Below are 19,262 nucleotides of genomic sequence, written 5' to 3'. Positions count from 1 at the left end.
AAAACGCGGGGCCGCAGAGCCCTCTACGGGAGAGAGCGGTGCGACCCCGCGTCATCAAGCTCAGCGACGAGCACTAAGCCCAAAAAGCTTAGTACTTTTCCGTCGCATTAAGTGGCTTAGTTCTTCACCATCTGGCGCAGCACGTACTGCAGGATACCGCCGTGGCGGAAGTACTCTGCCTCACCCGGGGTGTCGATACGTACGTTAGCGTCGAACTCGACAGCGTCGTCGGAGTCCTGCTTGGTAGCGGTGACGTGAACGGTCTTCGGGATGGAGCCGTCGTTGAATCCGGTGATGCCTTCGATGTCGAAGGTCTCCGTGCCATCCAGGCCCAGGGACTCGTGGGACTCGCCCTCAGGGAACTGCAGCGGGATAACGCCCATACCGATGAGGTTCGAGCGGTGGATGCGCTCGAAGGACTCGGTGATGACTGCCTTAACACCCAGGAGGTTGGTGCCCTTTGCAGCCCAGTCACGGGAAGAACCGGTGCCGTATTCCTTACCAGCGATAACGACCAGTGGAATGCCGGCTTCCTTGTAGTTCTCGCATGCATCGTAGATGTATGCCTGCGGTGCGCCCTCTTGGGTGAAGTCGCGGGTGTAACCACCGGTCTCATCCACCAGCTGGTTAGCCAGGCGAATGTTGGCGAAGGTACCGCGCATCATGACCTCGTGGTTACCGCGGCGGGAACCCAAGGAGTTGTAATCAGAGCGGGACACGCCGTTCTCATCCAGGTACTGCGCGGCCGGGGTGCCCGGCTTGATGGCAGAAGCAGGGGAGATGTGGTCGGTGGTGACGGAATCGCCCAGCTTCGCAAGAACGCGAGCGCCCTTGATGTCCTCAACCAGGTCTGGTTCGGTCGGCATGCCCTCGAAGTACGGAGCCTTGCGGATGTAGGTGGAGTCCTCATCCCACTCGAAGGTCTCGCCCTCTGGAACATCCAGGTTGCGCCATGCATCGTCGCCCTTGAAGACGTCGGCGTAGTCGGCCTCGTACATCTCGCGGGAGATGGCGGACTGGATGGTGTCCTCGATCTCCTGCGGGGTAGGCCAGATGTCCTTCAGGAAGACATCGTTGCCGTCTTCGTCCTGACCCAGCGGCTGGTTGTCGAAGTCGAAGTCCATGGTGCCGGCAATAGCGTAGGCGATAACCATGATTGGGGATGCCAAGTAGTTCATCTTGACGTCCGGGGAGATACGACCCTCGAAGTTGCGGTTACCGGACAGAACTGCGGTAGCTGCCAAGTCGTTCTCGTTGATGGCTGCAGAAACTTCCTCTGGCAGCGGGCCGGAGTTACCAATGCAGGTGGTGCAGCCGAAGCCGGACAGGTAGAAGCCCATAGCCTCGAGGTCCTTCCAGAGGTCTGCACGCTGGAAGTAGCCATCGACAACCTGGGAACCAGGCGCACAAATGGTCTTGACCCATGGCTTGGAGCGCAGGCCCTTTTCGGCGGCCTTACGTGCAATCAGACCAGCACCCACCATCACGGATGGGTTAGAGGTGTTGGTGCACGAGGTGATGGAGGCAATGGCCACCATGCCGTGGTCAAGGGTGTACTCGCCGCCGTTGTCAGGTTCAACGGTGATCGGGTTGGAGTGACGTCCCTTAGCGCCAACCGCGGCGGATTCGCCGTGGCCCTCGCGAGACTTGTTCAAGCCACCGGTGACATCATCGTCGCCAGGCGCGCCGCCCTCACCGGACATGCGCTTAGCCTCAACGGAGGAGTCGTCGACGCATACTTCGTCGGTGGTGTAGTTGGACAGGTCCTTACGGAACTGCTCCTTGGCCTCCGAAAGAAGGATGCGGTCCTGCGGGCGCTTCGGGCCGGCGATGGACGGCTCAACGGTGGACAGGTCGAGTTCGATGTACTCGGAGTACTCCGGCTCCGGAGTGTCCTCTGCTAGCCACATGCCCTGGGCCTTGGCGTACTGCTCGACGCGGTCGATCTGCTCTTGCGGGCGACCGGTGAGCTCGAGGTACTTGGTGGTCTCTTCGTCGATGGGGAAGATGGCCGCGGTGGAACCGAACTCTGGCGACATGTTGCCGATGGTGGCGCGGTTAGCCAGCGGGACGGACTTGACGCCGTTGCCGTAGAACTCTACAAACTTCTGGACAACGCCGTGCTCACGCAGCATCTCCGTAATGGTCAAGACGACGTCGGTTGCGGTAACGCCGGTCGGGATTTCGCCGGTGAGCTTGAAGCCGACGACCTTCGGGATGAGCATCGATACCGGCTGGCCAAGCATGGCAGCCTCTGCCTCGATGCCGCCAACACCCCAGCCCAGGATGCCCAGGCCGTTTTCCATGGTGGTGTGGGAGTCGGTACCGATACAGGTATCCGGGTATGCCAAGCCCTCGTTGTCAAAGACAACGCGGGACAGGTACTCAATGTTGACCTGGTGGACAATACCGGTTCCCGGAGGAACAACGCGGAAGTTGGAGAAGTTCTCAGCACCCCAACGCAGGAACTGGTAGCGCTCTTCGTTGCGCTGGTACTCGATTTCAACGTTCTTCTCAAGAGCGTCGGTGGAGCCAAAGGCCTCAACGATGACGGAGTGGTCAATAACCATCTCGGCCGGGTTTAGCGGGTTAACCTGGTCTGGCGTACCGCCAAGAGCGGAAACGGCCTCACGCATGGTTGCGAGGTCGACGACACAGGGAACACCGGTGAAGTCCTGCATGAGGACGCGGGCTGGGGTGAACTGGATTTCAGTATCCGGTTCGGACTTTGGGTCCCAATTGGCGAGGGCCTTGATGTGGTCCTCGTTTACATTCTTGCCGTCCTCATTGCGCAGCAGGTTTTCTGCCAGCACCTTGAGGGAGTACGGCAACTTCTCCATGCCAGGAACCGTGTTGATGTCAAAGTAGTCGTAAGACTTACCGTTGACATCAAGGGTCTTCTTGGCGTCGAAGGAGTTCAAGCTTTCAGTCACAGGGAGCTCCATTCCTTGTTGATAAACAGTCTGTTCTGTTTTGTACTCGCCGCCTACTGGAGTTGCGGGATAAGCAAAAGGTGCGCGACCACATAGTGGTCGAGACGAAGCCATGGGGCCCGCAGTGCCAAAGACGGCAAAGAACGCGATGGTTCACCTATTTATTGTAGAGGCAAAAACCTTCCGTTGCGTCAATTGTAACGGGACAAGCGTTCTGTTTAAAGCTTTTAGTCGCACTCGGCGCGTTTACTGTGTAGGCGGCGGCGGTAACCATTATCTTTAATGAAGAACGACTGAGGAATATGCGCAGTGCATAACCCCCGATCTCGGGTGCACGAGTCTCCGTGATAGGGAAATAGAGGGAAGAGGATTGAATGGTTCCGGGTGATGTGGACGTCCCGCGGCTGGCTCAGCAGCTCAAGCAGGATGGCGTGGCTTATTCCGCACCCTCCCTGGAATCGGATACTCAGCTGAACGCACACGTCGCAGAGCAACTGCGTGAGGGTGACGGGGTTGCCGTGGTCGATGTCTTTGTCTCCAAGGCCGCCGACGCGCGCGACATTGCACAAGAGCTCTATGATGCTACCGATCTGCACACTGTCATCGTGCAGACCCCGCGCCATGTCTCCTCGGTTAGCGAGAACTATAGCCGTGCGGATATTGAATCTTCCCAGGCGCAATTAAAACCGGGACTTAACCAAGTCGATCTTGTGCAGCAGTACTATGCAGGGCTTGAGCAAAGTAGCTTTCCAATGGTCGCCGTCGTCGCAGTCGTCGCCATACTCGCCCTACTTTTCGGCGGTTTAAGTTATTGGCGCGCCTCCCTTCACCGCGAACTTCGGGGATAAGTAGCTGCCATTCAGGAGGGCGCGGGTCCGGGGAGAGTGGACGTATCAAGGCGTCCAAACGTATCCAACTTCTAGCTATGTTTGTTCGAAAAAGTAGAAGAAAAATTCCATTTTTTCAGCGCTCGGCGCGCCCCAGAACCATCCGCCGAATCGAGCTAAATTTTGCGGCCGCATGAGCGTCGTGGCGTACCACACCGAAGGGACTCGCGGTGCCCGCCCTGAGATTTATAGAAAATGATGTTCAGGAATTGGCGTGATTCATCGGCCTCCTTACGGGCACCCCTCGGGTGACTCCGGGTCGCTGCGGATGAAGAAAACTGTGGTTGCCTAAAAGGTCAGGGGAGCGGGGGAGGGGTCAAAGTAAAGGTTTAGTGGTTGACTTGAGTTGGGGGAGTGGTTCTAGAGCTGCGAAATGGCTCCGAATTGGTTACAGCTCGGGGCGCAAGACCCTCGAAATACGAAAACCAAAGTGATGAACATCACAATAACGGGATGGTAACAAAATTATTGCAGGTTAGGTACGACTGTTGCGTCATGTGGTTTAACTTGACTCCACGTAATTAAGTGGAATGTGTGCGAAAAGGGCGTGTCGTGACGTATGGTTCGAGTGTCGACTCAAGGGACATGAATATCTTCTTGAGTTCATGGGCTTAGCCTTGACGGTCAATTGAAGATTCGCACGGGTATGTGGGGAAGCACGCCTCGCGGGAATCGAGGAATTGGCGGTTCTTGGAAGTCAATGAACCACGGAGCGAACTCTCGAACGGGAGAGTAGAAAATCTTTCACTTGAGCGATGACAATGTTCGAAAAATAAACATCAACCCACCTTCCTTAAAAGTGGTGAGACGAGTTCGCTAGAGTTCCGTTGTGTGGGTATGCGGGTGTTGTTCTTTGTCGAGCCCTTCGATATTGGATTCCCGGAGAAGCGGAATCCAGGCACGAGGTTCGCGAGGAGCGCAGTCGGGTACGTGCAGAATGAGAGAATGAGGGAACCGGAATCACACTAGGGCCAGCATCGTGTGGCCTGTTCATGGTTTGTGGCCGCTTGCCCTCGCACGGAAGAGTACGCGAATAAAGCTGTACATCCACTGCGCCGCGGCGAGTTGCGCCAAGGATCATAGGGCAGTTCTCACTGTGCCAAGCGCAGCGTGCGAAGGGGCTTGGACTCTTCCAGCAACCCAAATTCACCGCACGCCACAACTGGAGCTCTATGAAGATGCGCCAATCCTAGATTGGAACTGCAATGGGTGAGTAGTAGATGCTCCCTGCAGTGCTAAAGCGCTCACGCTCACAGTAAACCGCGTAGGACACGTGGAGAAAGTGCACCATACATGTCGCTGGTATGGGGAAATAGTAGCGATTGTTGGGCATTGAGTCGTGAGGCTACTGAGCTCAAGCATCAGTGCATAGAGCTTTAATAGACGTGCGCAATCCCTAGGTGAAGTCTCTACTTTTCGGGCTCATGTGCCGCTTACCTCCTGGAGCTAAGGGCTGGCAGGGCGATAACGCATACCCATAAGCCTTTGGGTGTGCGGCTATCGGATTCGGAATATCGCAACGAAGACTCTGAGCTTGCTGCTGTGCGAAAATGCGCAAGCTTCAGTGTCTCGGGCATTCCTATGCCCAAGTGCGGTTCATGGTGTCCCAATCTTTAACAGGAAGGTGGTCCAAACAAGGAGAATTCCAGTGGCCACCATTCGTCTACCGCGCATCCGACATGTTCGCGCAACTATAGCTGCAGTCGCAGGTGCCGCAGCGCTATCGCCCCTGATGTCCATCGCTCCCGCGGGAGCAGATGAGCACCCCGATCCCGCCCAAGCCGGCGCGGTTGAAAAAATTCCAAGCGCCGGTGCAGATGACTCCATTGCCCGCGCTGTATCAAACGTTGATGCTCAGCAGCGGGACGTAGAACAGCTGCGGCGGCTCCTCGCCCAGGCGGAGGAGCAAGCGGCGGCCGCGACGGAGCGCATCGCCCAGCTTTCGGACGATCCTGAGCTTGCGGACGATGCGGCAGAGCTTGACCAAGCTTATGCCGATAAGCGCGCAGCCGAATCGGCAATGGTAGAGCACCGCCGTAACTTGGCCCAGCGGGAAGCTCAAATGAATGCCACCCGTAACTTCGCCGAGGCGTCTTTTGCTCACCAGCAGCAGGCGGTGGAGGTATCCCAACAAGACGACCTTCCAAAGGTGCAAAATCAAGATAATAACCTTGATTTTAAGGTAAATGGGGATGCGTTTGCCGATGCTCCCGTCAAGTCGAAAGACTTGAATAAAGACAAGGCTCAAAACTTTACCGACGAAATCGTTCCCGACGAGACTCCGCTACCTGAGGCGACTAATAACGACGTCGGTTCGGACGAGCAGGCGGATCCGGCGCCCCCGAAGGCGGAGTTCGGCACCGCGCTTAACCAGGGGGCAACCCCGTCCTTTAACACGGTGGACTTTGGCACCGGATCCTCGGCATCGGACGTTATGGACGTCGCCGGGGAGCTCGCCGCATCCGTCGACCAAGACGATGTGCGAGCACTGATGGAGGGATCTGCAGACTTGTTGGGGATTGGCAGCCCGAATACGGCGCCATCGGCAAGCACTGATCCTTCCGCCACCGGTCAAGGGTCCGGAGCGCCATCCACCCCTGCTCCGGGCAATAGCAGCCAGATTGAGGCTGTGATCGCTCGCGCAGAATCCGTCATCGGCACCCCATACGTGTGGGGCGGTGGCGACAACAATGGTCCAACTGGCGGCCTCCGGGACGGCGGCATCGCCGATAGCTTTGGCGACTACGGCCGGAGCGGTTTTGATTGCTCTGGATTGACTAAGTACGCGTTCGCCGCAGCGGGCCTGGACCTTCCGCACTACACCGGCGCGCAGTACCAGATGGGCAATAAGGTTTCGCGCGACAATTTGCAGCGCGGCGATCTCATCTTCTACGGCGCTGGCGGTAGCCAGCACGTTGCGATCTACTTGGGCAATGACCAAATGATTGAGGCCCCGCAGTCTGGGCAGAACGTACAGGTCTCCCCTGTGCGCTGGGCTGGTGCGACCCCGGATGTTGTGCGCCTTCTCTAATTCTTAGCCTTGTGGTTGCTACTATTTAGGGCATGATTGACGCACAGCATCCTGCCCAAAAATTCGACGCCCTCCTCGTTCTTTCTTTCGGTGGCCCGGAAGGAAACGAGGAGGTCGTTCCGTTTTTAGAGAACGTTACGCGGGGCCGCGGAATTCCGCGCGAGCGCTTAGAAGTAGTGGGCGAGCATTATTTCCACTTTGACGGAGTAAGCCCGATCAACGGCCTGAACCGGGAAATTATCCATAACGTCGAAGGCGAGCTGAAAAAACGCGGACATAATCTACCGGTTTATTTTGGCAATCGAAACTGGCACCCCTTTGCCACAGCTACCGCAGAGAAAATGGCGGAAGAGGGGATCCGCTCGGTGGCTGTCTTCGCCACCTCCGCTTGGGGCGGCTACTCGGCGTGCAGGCAATACGATGAAGACATTGCTGCGATGCGGCAACACCTTGAAGATAAGGGTCTGGCAGAAATCGAGTTCACCAAGATTCGGCAATTTTATGATCACCCCAAGTTCATCGCGGAGATGGTCGATGCCGTCGCCGAGGCCTGGCAGCGTATCCCCGCTGAGAAGATGGACAGCGCGCGCATGCTGTTTACAGCGCACTCCGTGCCGAATGCACACGATAATGTCGGTGGCGCCGACGGGGACAAGAACCTCTACTCCCGGCAAGTAGCCGAAGCCTCCCGCTTGGTGGCCGAGCGCGCCGGAATCTCGGATTACGATTTGGTGTGGCAATCGCGCTCCGGCAATCCGAAGACGCCGTGGTTGGAACCAGACATCGTGGACCACACCACCGCAATTCATGACCGCGACGGGGTAGACGCCGTCGTTGTATGCCCCATCGGTTTTATCTCCGATCACATGGAGGTCATCTGGGACTTGGATTCTGAGCTGCAAGCCGCTGCCGATGAAATGGGCGTACAGGTCGAACGCGCCCGTACCGCTGGCCCCTCCCAGCGTTTTGCCGGCATGATCGTGGATCTGGTGGAAGAACTCGAACAAGGGCAACCGTGGGAGACCAGCGGGAATGTCACCGTCCAGGGGTGTACCACCAACGGCGCGCCCTGCGCTGCCGGCTGCTGCGATATCCGCGCTCACTAAGGAGCCGGCGAGCCCCGCTCTAGCGGGCGAATTCCGCTGCCGAATAAGCCACTCCCGTCATCCGCGCCTGCCGGATATGGCGCCACAGCCGGAGAAGCTCCGGGTCGAGGCTATGATCGTTGATCCTATCCATGACGGTTTCGATGATCGCGGCAACGCGGTCCGCGCGCGCAAAGAGCTTTGCAGCCCGTGGCGGGGTGGCCGGTGGCAGGCCGGGCGTGTCATAGAAATCGCTCAAGGTACCCACCGTGAGCCGGGGATTATTAAGAGCGGTGGACTGGTAGCCGGTGGCCGTAATGAGATCGGCGGATTCATCCGTTGCCTTAGTCAACAATGCGTCCGCCTCGCCGGGGCTCAGCCAGGCCGGCGAGGGCAGCGGCTGGTCCTCGCGGATCACCTGCCATGCCGTGTGGGCTCGACGGGGATGGGGGATGAGAACGAGCGAGACTTCCGGATCATTGGTGCGCACCACAATGGCGCCCGCTGAACTTTGCGCGGCCGCACGGGCAGACTCTGAGCCCGCGGGAAGCGCTGGCGCTTCACCCGGCCCGGATAAAATGAGCCGGAGGAGGGGCTCCCCGCCCGCGACTGGCTGAGAGGTGAGCTCTTGCGTTTCGGCGCGCAGCAGGGCGAGGAAGTCGATGAAGGGGGATTCATCGAGGCATTCGGGGCGCCCGCCCAGCTCCGTCAGGGCGTCGAGCAGCTCATCTGTTGTCTCATGTCCCCACAACCACGCAGCGAGCCAGATGGCGGAGTTTTGGAGAGGGGACCACACTTCGGCGCGCATATCCATGGCGAGCAAGTGTAGTAGATAGACTATCGGGCCATGAGTTTAGATCCTTATGGCGGAGATATTTTTGCTGGGCACCGACGCAGCAAGCCCACCCAGTATCCAGAAGTGCCGGCAGAGCCGGGCATGGTGGTAGAAGTGCGCGGTGATGATTTCGTGGGCGCCGTTTTAGGCGTAGATAAGACCGTCTTTGGTGAGGTCGTGCGGTTAGAGGACCGCCACGGCGTCGAGCGAGTATTTAACCTCATTAAGGGCGGATTCTTAGTAGAAGGTCAGCCGGTGACGCTTACGAGGTATGTGCCCAAGCAAGCACCCCGCAAATCGAATTCAGGCTCTAGGCGGGTAGAAAACGTGGAGGCCAAGGTGGCAGCGCCATCGCGCATTTGGGTCGAAGGCGTCCACGATGCCGCCATCGTGGAAAAGGTGTGGGGGCACGATCTGCGCGTCGAAGGCGTGGTCGTGGAATACCTAGAAGGCTTGGACAATCTCGAAGAAAGGCTGGCCGAGTTTCAGCCTGGCCCCGGCCGCCGGGTCGGCGTGCTCGCGGATCACCTGGTCAAGGGGTCGAAAGAAACGCGAATGACTGAGTCAGTGGGGGAGCACGTTCTAGTCACCGGCCATCCCTTTGTGGATATTTGGGCGGCAGTAAAACCGCAACGGGTAGGCCTGCAAGCATGGCCGGAGGTACCGCGCGGTGAAGACTGGAAGACCGGAATCTGCCGCCGCGTGGGGTGGTCCGATCCCTCCGATGGGTGGCGCCACGTTTATAACGCGGTCCATTCGTTCCGAGACTTAGACTCGAGCCTTATCGGGGCGGTCGAGCGGCTGGTGGATTTTGTGACCACGCCGGAGCTGCACAAATCAGACCTTGTCTAAGCCGCCGCGGGCCGAGTTTTCTGGGCCTAGGCTAGATTGGCGCGTTCAATGAGGTTGACCGCTAATTGCCACCCGGCCATCTCGGCGCTCCAGCCCGCAGCCTGTAGCCTTTGGGACATCGCCTGCTTGGAAATGCCCAATTCTTCCGCGGCCTCATTTTGATTAAGCCCCGCCCGTACGAGCGAGGTCGCCTCGCGGCCCTCGATGGTGCGCTTATTCAGCACGTATCCAATAAGCGCGAAGGCGGCGGCGATATCGCTTGCCTCCGCGGAACGACCGCGCTTATTGAGTTTGGTGTAGACCTGTCCCATGCGGGCGGAATTTTTCAGCGCCGCGGTGGCCACGTGGCGTGCGCTGTCCTCGTCTGCCTGGTTGCCGGGGCTGATGCCGATGCCGATGGCCCAGTCGCCATCGGCAAGCAAGGCCATGACGACCTCACACACTGCGGTGGCGGAATCGACAACGGCGCAAATATCCTCCACGCCAAGGACGTGAAACTCGCCGACGCCCTCGAGGGTGGATAGCGCGGCCGCCGAGCGCTGTACGAGCTCAGCGCGGCGCACGGAACGCCCACGGTAGCGGGCATGGACAGCGAGCACGAGGATCCTCCTTTATAGCGAGCAGTTCGTTACAGTCTACCGCTTAACCTTGACTGGACGGGAGTCGGCAGGCGCGAATCGAGCACAAGCCCGCCGATGCCGGCGAGGGCAAAGACGATAAAGGCAGCGATGATCCCAGGGCTGGCTGTACCGGTAAGCGCATCGCCGAAAAAGACGCCGATGACCGTGGTGGGAATTGAACCTACCAACGTAGCGACCGTAAAGTGCGAAACGCTGATGGGGGTAAGCGCAGCGACATAGTTGAGGAGGCTAAAGGGCACTCCCGCGACCATGCGCAGGGAAGCGATGGCCAGCCAACCGCGCCGCTCCAAGTGGGCATTGATGGTATAAACCGCGGGGTGGGCAAGGTGTGGCCTGATCCATTCTCCGAGCAGGCTGCGCACAATCAGCAGCGATAATACGGCCGATATTGTGAGCGCGAATAGCGAAATGGCAAGACCCTGCCAGGGACCGAAAAGGATGCCTGCTGCAACCGTCCAGATGGTCCGAGGCAGGGGAAATTGCGTAAATATGACATAACCTAGCGTGAAGGTAACCGGAAACCACGCGCCAAGACGGGTAGCGGCGGCCCGCATCTGGGAGAGATCGGGAATGTCGAGCCAGACAAAAAGCGCAACTCCAACAAGCGCGAGCGCGATGATAAGCGCCCAGCGTCGCGGTGACCACGTGCGGACTGAGCCCCACGCAGAGTGGGCGAGTTGAACGCAGAAGCTGCCAAAGCTGCGTATCCAATCCCGGAAAGTGGTCATGCGTTCGTATCGTAGTCGGCGCGGCCGTGCTTTTAGAAAAGAGCAGTACTTATAGAAAAATCTCGAGGCACCGTAGGAACGATGTCTCGAGACTTCACAGTGTGCCCGGAGGGGGACTTGAACCCCCACGTCCGTTAATAGGACACTAGCACCTCAAGCTAGCGCGTCTGCCATTCCGCCACCCGGGCAGGGTGTTTGCAACCTCTCGGTTGGTCACCTCGAAACTTTATCGTGTTCGTCCTTTGGAATACAAATCGCCAGGTAAACGCTTATAAACCGAGCGATCACAAGGCGGGTAAATACATCCTTGTAACTTGGGTGGCCGCAGCGCCTACATAGGAGCACGGTAAGAAGGCGTCCGCAGAGTGGTGGGGTGAGTGGGAGGGGCATCGACAAGCGCGTGTGATCTGCGGTACAAAGGGGTACATGACTTCTTATGCAGATGACACTCGATTCCCCGGACCTGACCCCTACGCCCCGCTGCGCGATCTCCCCAGCTTCGGGCTGTCTTCTACCGACTTTGTAGAAGGCGATGAGATCCCAGAAAAGCACCGCGCGCCGGAAAGCGTGTCCCCACAGCTGGCATGGTCCGGGCTGCCGGAGGGAACCAAGTCTTTGGCGGTAACCTGCTTTGACCCGGACGCACCGACCGCTTCCGGTTTCTGGCACTGGGCCGCTTTTAATATCCCCACCGATGTCTCCGAGCTGCCCACCAATGCCGGCGCGGCAGAGGACCTTGGCATCGACGGTGTTATCAGCCTGCGCAATGACTCCGGCAACCGCACCCACTTTGGTGCCAACCCGCCGGCCGGCCACGCGCCGCACCGCTACCTCTACGCGGTCCACGCCGTAGACGTAGAAACCCTCGATATCGATCCGGATTCTTCCCCCACCGTCCTCGGCTTCAACTTGCACTTCCATGCACTAGGCCGGGCAATTCTCTGGGGTTGGTACGAGGCCAAGTAATGGCGAGTTCCGCTCCTAAAAATCCAGTGACCCCACCCGCAGCGCTGCGGGTGGGCGGCGCTTTTTTGGTCGTCGCTTTCGTGCTGGTCCTCTTTGCCCTGATTTCCGTCTTTAGCGATGGATGGGGCGCACCGTTTGTGTGGACCTACAGCAACCTCGCGATCATTATCGCGGCGGTGATGGTGGGTGCCTTCAGTACGATGAGCAAGGAGCATGCCGGCAGCCGCGCGCAGATTATTGCCCTAGCGGTGGCGGTGGCCTTGATCATCGCGAGCCGCTTTCTGCCGCAGCACGATCTCCTGATTCAACAGCAGTATTGGCTGCTCTTTTATGCCGGCATGTCCGCCATCTGCGCGTTGATCTTGCGGCGCAGCGTCATGGCGACCTCCTAAGCGGGCCTATAAATAAGCAATGCCACGTGTAGAAACACGTGGCATTTTCTTTATCTAATGAGCTGCTAGTTTATTGCCGTCCACGGCAGGTTGGAGCCTACTGCCTCAGAGATATTGCTTAGGCCATGGGTGCGAATCTGCTTGGCGATTCCCCTGTGAATGTCCCGAATCCAGTCCGGCCCGCCGTAGATGAGCCCGGTATAGCCCTGGAGGAGGCTGGCACCGGCGGCAATCCGCTCCCACGCTTGCTCCGGGGTGGTAATCCCGCCGACGGAAATCAGGACAAGCTGCGAGCCCACGCGCGCGTTCAGGCGGCGGAGTACTTCTAAGGAGCGCTCGGCCACGGGTGGGCCGGAAATGCCACCGGTGCCAAGGGCTTCTACCTCCGCGCGGGGAGTGTTAAGCCCCTCGCGGGAGATGGTGGTATTGGTGGCGACGATGCCGGTAAGGCCCAGTTCGACTGCGAGATCGGCGACGGCATCGACATCGGCATCCGAAAGGTCCGGCGCGATTTTTACCATGACGGGGACATCGGTGGATTCTTGCACGGCGCGCAGGATGGGGCGCAGCGATTCGACCGCCTGCAGGTCACGCAACCCCGGAGTATTGGGGGAGGAGACATTAACCACCAGGTAGTCCGCCAGACCGCCTAAGACGGAAGCGGAGCGGCGGTAATCATCCACGGCGCGTTCAGCCGGGGTGACCTTGGTTTTGCCGATATTAATCCCGATGACGTCGTTGTACCGGCGCTTGCGCAGGTTCTCTGCCACGGCGGCCGCACCCTCATTATTAAAACCCATCCGGTTTAAGATGGCGGCATCTTCTTTGAGGCGGAAGAGGCGGGGAGTCGGGTTTCCCGGCTGCGCCTGTGCCGTGACGGTGCCCAGTTCGGCGTAGCCGAAACCAAGGGGAGACCAGGCATCGGCGGCCGCGGCGTTCTTATCAAAACCGGCCGCAAGGCCGAGCGGGCGCGGGAAGGTGATCCCGCACACGTCTTGTTTCAAGATTGGATCGTTGACCGGCAGGACGCGGCCAAGCACCCGATTGGCGGGACCTGCCACGTGCAGGCCGTGCAGCCCGGAATTGATAATGCCGTGGATGCGCTCGGGGCTGAGGCGAAACATCCCGCGCAGCGCCAGCTGATAGGCGCCTTTGCGCAGCGAATCGAAGGTCGAAACCATGGATTAAGACTCCTTTGCCTTTGTCAGGTGTGGATCCGCCACGAACTGCAGCCCCTGGCCGGATGCGGAGGCAAGCACGATGGTGCCATTGGATAGGGCGGTTATATTTTGGGCATCGGCAAGCGTGGCAAAGTCACCGCGGGATTCGGGAACGCCTTTGTCAATGGAATAGGCGTGGGCGATGTTGTTATCGGTGGTGGTAACCCATGCGAGCCCGCGCGAATCATCCCAGGCCACCGCCCAGGGGGTGCCGTCTACCACGCCGTATTGGTGCAGGCGGATGACGTCATCGGAGGTATAGACCGCGATCCGGTCGCCCTCGGTATCGGAGGCGAGCACGACGCCGTTGTCACCTACCGCGATTTGGCCGACACCCTGGCCAGCGCGCAACCGCCCGCCGGCGCGATCGTTGGGCCAATCGATGTTTTGGATGGTGGAATCCGAACGTTGAATACGCACAATCCCGTCGTCGCCGTCCGCGTTGGGAACGGCGAGCATCTGGTCCGAGCCGGCCTCGACGGAGATTTCGCCGTCCCGCGTGCCATCCTTGTACCGGCCGACCACAGCGGAGTCGTCAGCGGTGACAAAGACCTCGCCGGTCGAAATCTGGGTAGCGGCGGTGACCTGGAAGTCCTCATCCATGTTGATTTCTTCCGGTGATTCCGGCGCAGAAGGATCGATGAGCAGGACCTTATCCGGGCAGGCCAAGACGAATCCAGATTCGGAGGAACTTAAATCGCCGCAGGTAGAATCGATATCGATGCTCTTGGCCTTCTTAGCAGCAAAGTCATCCTGGCTGCCAATGCGCACCTGGTCCGCGGTGCGAACAGCAATCGTATCTTTCACCGCGTCCAGATCCGTGATGTCTTCATCGAAGTCGATGACCGTGCCGGCAGGATCGGTGTCGCTCGGAGAAGCGGCCGGGGTGGCGTTGCCCTTCACTGCGGTTTCGGGATCACCGCCTACGCCCACGGTGGAATCGCAGGCGGCCAGCGCAGCAGTGGAGAGTGCTAGCAAACTGGATAGTACGAGTGTGGAGCGGGATCGTGATTTCACGGATACTTATCCTAACAGCGCGCGTTGCGATTTCCCGAAGCCGTGCGCGGCGGTAGTGTATGGCGGGTGATTTCTGATACCGCGACCGAAGCAGTTTCTTGGGCACAAGTTATCGTTTTATCCATTGTGCAGGGGCTTACGGAGTTTCTCCCGGTAAGCTCCTCGGGGCACCTGCGCATTGTTTCCGAGCTCTTTTGGGGCAACGATGCCGGTGCTTCCTTTACAGCCGTCATCCAGCTCGGCACCGAGCTTGCCGTGCTGGTCTATTTTGCTCCAATGATTTGGCAAATCCTCTCCGGATGGCTGCGCGGGTGGACCAACCCTGCCTCGCGCGGGCAGGACTGGCGCATGGGCTGGATGGTCATCGCCGGTTCCATTCCCATCGGCGTTATCGGGTTGGTTTTTGAAGACGCCATCCGCGGGGCGCTGCGCAACCTGTGGATCACCGCCGCGATGCTGATCCTTTTCTCCTTCGTCTTCATCGCCGCCGAGCGCGTGGGCTCCAAAAAGCGCGGTTATGACGAGCTCACGATGAAAGATGCCATCATCATGGGCCTGTGCCAGTGCCTGGCGCTGATCCCTGGCGTTTCGCGTTCGGGCGGCACCATTTCCGGTGGTCTTTTCTTGGGCCTCGACCGCGAGGTGGCCACGCGCTTTAGCTTCCTCCTGGCCATTCCGGCGGTGCTGGCGTCGGGGCTTTTTTCGCTTCCCGATGCCTTCGCGCCCGAAGCCGGCCAAGCCGCGTCCGGCATGCAGCTGCTCGTGGGCACCGGTATCGCTTTTGGCTTGGGCTACGCCTCGATTGCGTGGTTGTTGAACTTCGTGGGCAACCACTCCTTTGCATGGTTCGCGGCCTACCGCATCCCAGTGGGCATCCTCGTGATGATTCTGCTGGCCTTGGGGGTCCTACAGCCCATTTAAATCGCCCCATAAGTTCGCGTTAGGATAGGTGCCATGCATTCTTGGCCAACACCTACTTATAGTCGCGTCCCAGGCGATGCGGCGCAGCTCTATCTCTACGACTCCGCGAATCAAACCAAGGCCCCCGTGCAGGTAAAGGGGGATACCGCCACCATGTACGTGTGCGGCATTACCCCGTATGATTCGACCCACTTGGGCCACGCAGCCACCTACCTCACCTTCGACCTGATCTACCGGCAGTTCCTGGACGCTGGCAAGAAGGTCAATTACGCGCAAAATATCACCGACGTCGATGACCCACTCTTTGAGCGCGCGGAGCGCGACGGCGTTGATTGGCGCGAACTCGGCACCTCCCAGATCGACCTTTTCCGCTCCGATATGGAACTTTTATCGGTCATCCCGCCGCAGCACTTCATCGGCGCCATGGAAGCAGTCGATGAGATCGTGGACATGGTGCAAAAACTATTGGATAACGGCGCCGCTTACGTGGTCGATGACCCGGAGTACCCCGATGTGTATGCCTCCATCGATGCCACCGAGGAATTTGGCTACGAATCCAATTACTCGATGGAACAGATGCAGGAATTTTTTGCCGAGCGCGGCGGCGACCCCGACCGCCCGGGCAAGAAGCACCCCATGGATGCCCTGATTTGGCGCGCCCACCGCGAAGGCGAACCGGCGTGGGAGTCTCCCTTCGGTCCCGGACGCCCCGGCTGGCACATCGAGTGCTCTGCTATCGCCACCAATTACTTGGGCAGCACCTTTGATATCCAAGGCGGCGGCAGCGATCTGAAGTTCCCGCACCATGAATTCTCCGCCGCGCATGCAGAGGCCGCCTTGGGCGTAGACCGCATGGCGCAGTTCTACGTCCACACGGGAATGATCGGCCTCGACGGCGTGAAAATGTCCAAGTCCCTGGGCAACCTGGTCTTCGTCCACAAGCTCGTGGAGCAAGGCGAAGATCCCTCCGCCATCCGCCTTGGCGTATTCTCCGGCCACTACCGCGCTGAGCGGGACTGGTCCGATGAGGTGCTCGACCAAGCCAAGACCCGCCTGGCCATGTGGCGCTCTGCCCTGGAAAGCCCTGGGTCCCTGTCGGCTGCGGAAGGTGCGGTAGCGGGGCTTCGCCAAGCGCTTGCCGATGACCTCGATACCCCCACCGCGCTGCGCGTCATCGACGATTGGGCAGGCAGTAACCGGGGTGAAGACGAGGAAGGTGCTGCGGAGTTAGTGCGTACAGCACTTAATTCGCTGCTCGGCGTGCAGGCCTAGCCAACTTAGGGCAATATCGACAGCATGAGCATTCGCGCAGATTTCCAACCCACCGTTGATGAGTTCATTGCTGATCTTAAGTCCTTCGCCACCGGCGATTACCTCAAGGACGAGGAAAAAGAATTCTGGGAGGCACCGTTTAACGCGGCGGTCCTACCAGAACTCAAAGGCCACCTCGAGCAGATGTTGGATGGGTTGGACGGGCTGCCGGACGATCCTGATGGCGGCCAGCTCGCCGCGGTGCTGAATAAGACCGTGCAAAAACTCGCCACCTTCAATCGCAAGCAACACGATGCGGTGGTGGAGCCGGAGGAAAAGGAAGAAATCGCCGAGCTGATGTACAACGCCTCCGCGGCTACCGGCGCCGATGATGAGGCGCTGTCACAGATCCCAGAGTTGGACTTCTAGGCCCCTTTACGGCGCCAGCCCGCCGTGGATAGATTCCTAAGGTGAAGTTGATTGATCACCGCGCAGCGCGAATATCCCCCTCGTTGAGCCGTAGTTCTATGCCGGAATAGCCGGTGGAGTGTGTATGACCACAGTGAGTGATTCCCAGTCTTTGTCCCGTCCCGCGGCGATTTTCTGGGATATGGATGGCACCTTGACCAACTCGGAGCCCTTGTGGGGTGAGGCGACGTACTATCTTTCGGAAGTGCTGGGCAAGCGCCTGACAGCCAGACAACGCATGGATACGGTGGGGGCTACCTTTCCTACGGCGCTGCGCATTTGCGCTGATAATGCGGGAGTTTCCTTGGGCGAAGGCGACGTCGAAGCCTATCGGCACAAGATGTTTGATTATGTGAAGACACTTTTTGCTGGCCGCCTAGAAATCTTTCCCGGGATTCCTGAGCTTTTAACCTCGCTTCGCCAAGACGGCATGCCGATGATGGTCACGACGAACACGGATCGCGACGTCGCGGACGCTGCCATCGCGGTAATAGGCCGCGAACATTTCGTGGACACTATTTGCGGCGATGAAGTTCCCACTGGCAAGCCCGCCCCGGATATGTACTTGGAAGCAGCCCGGCGCCTGCAGCTTGATCCAGCTCAGTGCCTTGTGTTTGAGGATTCCCCGGCAGGTATGCGCGCTGCCGTGGCCGCGGGATGCACCGTTATCGGTTTGCCCGAGGATGAAGGCGTGGAAGTGCCGGAGGGGGTAGTGGAGATTTCCCGGCTGCGCGATTCTCGCCACCTCGCAGGCGCGCGCCATGTAGATGTCTACGAGTGGTTCCGAGCTATCCAGGAAATGAAATAAAACCCTTCGCATTGACTGCTTACCTGTGGAACAATAGGTAGTTGTGAAGGATTTTGAGACACTTTTTGCTGAGCTACTACACAAAGCAGACCAGAAGCCAGAGGGCTCTGGGACCGTCCAGGCGCTGGAAGAAGGCGCCCATCATATTGGCAAAAAGATCATCGAAGAGGCGGGCGAAGTATGGATTGCCGCCGAATACCAGTCCGATGAGGAACTGGCGGAAGAAATGTCGCAGCTTATCTATTGGACGCAGGTCATGATGATCAAGCGCGGCCTGCGGCCTGAAGATATTTATAAATACCTATAACTTGTTGCCCACCTGCGGTGGAGCAGACTTCCTGGAGAACAGCATGATCAAAATTGCAGTACCAAATAAAGGTTCCCTATCAGAAGCGGCTTTAGAAATCCTTGGTGAGGCCGGTTATAAGGGGCGCGGCCACTCCAAAACGCTGAACGTGGTGGATTTGGACAATGGGGTGGAGTTTTTCTTCCTCCGCCCGAAGGATATCGCAATCTATGTCGCCCGCGGTGTGCTTGATCTGGGGATTACGGGGCGCGATTTAGCGCTCGATTCCAACGCCCAATTTAAAGAGGTCCTCTCACTTGGCTTCGGTGACTCAACATTCCGCTACGCCGCACCCCAAGGAGAGGGGTGGGATATCTCTCACCTGGAGGGCAAGCGTGTGGCAACGTCGTACCCGAATTTGGTCCGACAAGACTTGGCGGAGAAGGGGATTTCCGCCGATGTGATCCGCCTCGACGGCGCGGTGGAAATATCCATCCACTTAGGCGTAGCCGATGTTATTGCTGATGTCGTGTCAACTGGTACTACGCTGCGGCAGCAGGGTTTGGCGCCCTTTGGTGAGCCCATTGTGAGCTCGGAAGCTGTTGTCATTAAACGCCACGATGCAGAGGTGACGCCGGAAGAGCAGGTTGTATTGGGCCGCATCCAAGGTATTCTGCACGCCCGCACCTACCTCATGATCGATTACAACATTGCAGAAGAAAATCTAGATAAAGCAGCTGGTGTTACTCCGGGCCTGACTGGCCCAACGGTTTCACCGTTGGCGCGTCAAGACTGGGTGGCGGTGCGTGCGATGGTTCCGCAAAAAGAAGCCAACCAGATTATGGATCGACTTTCCCAACTCGGTGCGGAGGCAATTTTGGCTTCCGATCTCCGCATTGCCCGCTTTTAGGGGGAGTATTAAATTCTTGGTCGTCCCAACT

18 protein-coding genes and 1 tRNA gene are annotated in these 19,262 nt (G+C 58.7%); 12 read left to right on the top strand and 7 right to left on the bottom strand.

Annotated features, from left to right (window positions below):
- Positions 1-116 precede the first annotated feature (116 nt).
- A complete protein-coding gene (gene can / locus MHX65_RS01690; protein ID WP_239268150.1) occupies positions 117-2,933 on the bottom strand; it encodes an aconitate hydratase in 2,817 nt (938 codons plus the stop codon).
- Positions 2,934-3,307: 374 nt separating this feature from the next.
- Between can and MHX65_RS01685 the strand changes: the two genes are divergently transcribed.
- From MHX65_RS01685 to MHX65_RS01675, 3 genes are all read left to right on the top strand, one after another.
- Positions 3,308-3,781 carry an Rv1476 family membrane protein gene (locus MHX65_RS01685; RefSeq protein WP_239268148.1) on the top strand — a complete coding sequence of 158 codons (474 nt, stop codon included), beginning with the start codon at positions 3,308-3,310 and terminating at the stop codon, positions 3,779-3,781.
- 1,687 nt (positions 3,782-5,468) lie between these two features.
- Positions 5,469-6,851: an NlpC/P60 family protein gene (locus MHX65_RS11585; RefSeq protein ID WP_239268146.1), complete on the top strand. Its 1,383-nt coding sequence runs from the start codon at positions 5,469-5,471 to the stop codon at positions 6,849-6,851.
- A 32-nt stretch (positions 6,852-6,883) separates the two neighbouring features.
- A complete protein-coding gene (locus tag MHX65_RS01675) occupies positions 6,884-7,957 on the top strand; it encodes a ferrochelatase (RefSeq protein WP_239268144.1) in 1,074 nt (357 codons plus the stop codon).
- A gap of 19 nt (positions 7,958-7,976) precedes the next feature.
- Here the strand turns inward: MHX65_RS01675 and MHX65_RS01670 are convergent, their stop codons facing one another.
- Entirely contained in the window at positions 7,977-8,750 is a 774-nt protein-coding gene (locus MHX65_RS01670) for a hypothetical protein (RefSeq protein ID WP_239268142.1), read from the bottom strand.
- A gap of 33 nt (positions 8,751-8,783) precedes the next feature.
- Between MHX65_RS01670 and MHX65_RS01665 the strand changes: the two genes are divergently transcribed.
- A complete protein-coding gene (locus MHX65_RS01665; protein WP_023017483.1) occupies positions 8,784-9,623 on the top strand; it encodes a DUF3097 domain-containing protein in 840 nt (279 codons plus the stop codon).
- A gap of 26 nt (positions 9,624-9,649) precedes the next feature.
- Here the strand turns inward: MHX65_RS01665 and MHX65_RS01660 are convergent, their stop codons facing one another.
- The 3 genes from MHX65_RS01660 to MHX65_RS01650 form a co-directional block, all read right to left on the bottom strand.
- Complete coding sequence (locus tag MHX65_RS01660; RefSeq protein WP_005282991.1) at positions 9,650-10,222, bottom strand: hypothetical protein; 573 nt, start codon at positions 10,220-10,222, stop codon at positions 9,650-9,652.
- Positions 10,223-10,251: 29 nt separating this feature from the next.
- Positions 10,252-10,992, bottom strand: coding sequence for a TVP38/TMEM64 family protein (locus MHX65_RS01655; protein WP_239268140.1), 741 nt, complete (start codon positions 10,990-10,992; stop codon positions 10,252-10,254).
- Between the two features lie 102 nt (positions 10,993-11,094).
- Positions 11,095-11,180, bottom strand: a tRNA-Leu gene (locus tag MHX65_RS01650).
- 238 nt (positions 11,181-11,418) lie between these two features.
- Between MHX65_RS01650 and MHX65_RS01645 the strand changes: the two genes are divergently transcribed.
- Complete coding sequence (locus tag MHX65_RS01645) at positions 11,419-11,958, top strand: YbhB/YbcL family Raf kinase inhibitor-like protein (RefSeq protein ID WP_239268138.1); 540 nt, start codon at positions 11,419-11,421, stop codon at positions 11,956-11,958.
- Positions 11,958-12,350, top strand: coding sequence for a hypothetical protein (locus MHX65_RS01640; protein WP_023022374.1), 393 nt, complete (start codon positions 11,958-11,960; stop codon positions 12,348-12,350). The genes MHX65_RS01645 and MHX65_RS01640 overlap by 1 nt, the downstream gene beginning before the upstream one ends.
- Before the next feature lie 65 nt (positions 12,351-12,415).
- Here MHX65_RS01640 and MHX65_RS01635 read toward each other — a convergent pair whose 3' ends face one another.
- Both MHX65_RS01635 and MHX65_RS01630 read right to left on the bottom strand, forming a co-directional pair.
- Complete coding sequence (locus MHX65_RS01635) at positions 12,416-13,531, bottom strand: quinone-dependent dihydroorotate dehydrogenase (RefSeq protein ID WP_239268136.1); 1,116 nt, start codon at positions 13,529-13,531, stop codon at positions 12,416-12,418.
- 3 nt (positions 13,532-13,534) lie between these two features.
- Positions 13,535-14,587, bottom strand: a complete 1,053-nt coding sequence (locus MHX65_RS01630; RefSeq protein WP_239268134.1) for a hypothetical protein — start codon at positions 14,585-14,587, stop codon at positions 13,535-13,537.
- A gap of 66 nt (positions 14,588-14,653) precedes the next feature.
- Here MHX65_RS01630 and MHX65_RS01625 point away from each other — a divergent pair, with 66 nt between their 5' ends.
- The 6 genes from MHX65_RS01625 (at position 14,654) to hisG (ending at position 19,231) form a co-directional block, all read left to right on the top strand.
- Entirely contained in the window at positions 14,654-15,508 is an 855-nt protein-coding gene (locus tag MHX65_RS01625) for an undecaprenyl-diphosphate phosphatase (protein ID WP_239268132.1), read from the top strand.
- 33 nt (positions 15,509-15,541) lie between these two features.
- Positions 15,542-16,780 carry a cysteine--1-D-myo-inosityl 2-amino-2-deoxy-alpha-D-glucopyranoside ligase gene (gene mshC, locus MHX65_RS01620; RefSeq protein WP_239268130.1) on the top strand — a complete coding sequence of 413 codons (1,239 nt, stop codon included), beginning with the start codon at positions 15,542-15,544 and terminating at the stop codon, positions 16,778-16,780.
- A gap of 24 nt (positions 16,781-16,804) precedes the next feature.
- Positions 16,805-17,188 carry a hypothetical protein gene (locus MHX65_RS01615; protein WP_023022364.1) on the top strand — a complete coding sequence of 128 codons (384 nt, stop codon included), beginning with the start codon at positions 16,805-16,807 and terminating at the stop codon, positions 17,186-17,188.
- 124 nt (positions 17,189-17,312) lie between these two features.
- Positions 17,313-18,035: an HAD family hydrolase gene (locus tag MHX65_RS01610; RefSeq protein ID WP_239268128.1), complete on the top strand. Its 723-nt coding sequence runs from the start codon at positions 17,313-17,315 to the stop codon at positions 18,033-18,035.
- 43 nt (positions 18,036-18,078) lie between these two features.
- Complete coding sequence (locus tag MHX65_RS01605) at positions 18,079-18,342, top strand: phosphoribosyl-ATP diphosphatase (protein ID WP_023022360.1); 264 nt, start codon at positions 18,079-18,081, stop codon at positions 18,340-18,342.
- A 43-nt stretch (positions 18,343-18,385) separates the two neighbouring features.
- Complete coding sequence (gene hisG / locus MHX65_RS01600; RefSeq protein WP_023022358.1) at positions 18,386-19,231, top strand: ATP phosphoribosyltransferase; 846 nt, start codon at positions 18,386-18,388, stop codon at positions 19,229-19,231.
- Positions 19,232-19,262: the final 31 nt, after the last annotated feature.

Source organism: Corynebacterium sp. ACRPS (assembly GCF_022346005.1).
In the GTDB taxonomy this organism is placed as follows: domain Bacteria; phylum Actinomycetota; class Actinomycetes; order Mycobacteriales; family Mycobacteriaceae; genus Corynebacterium.
This window is presented reverse-complemented; position numbering and strand designations above follow the sequence as displayed.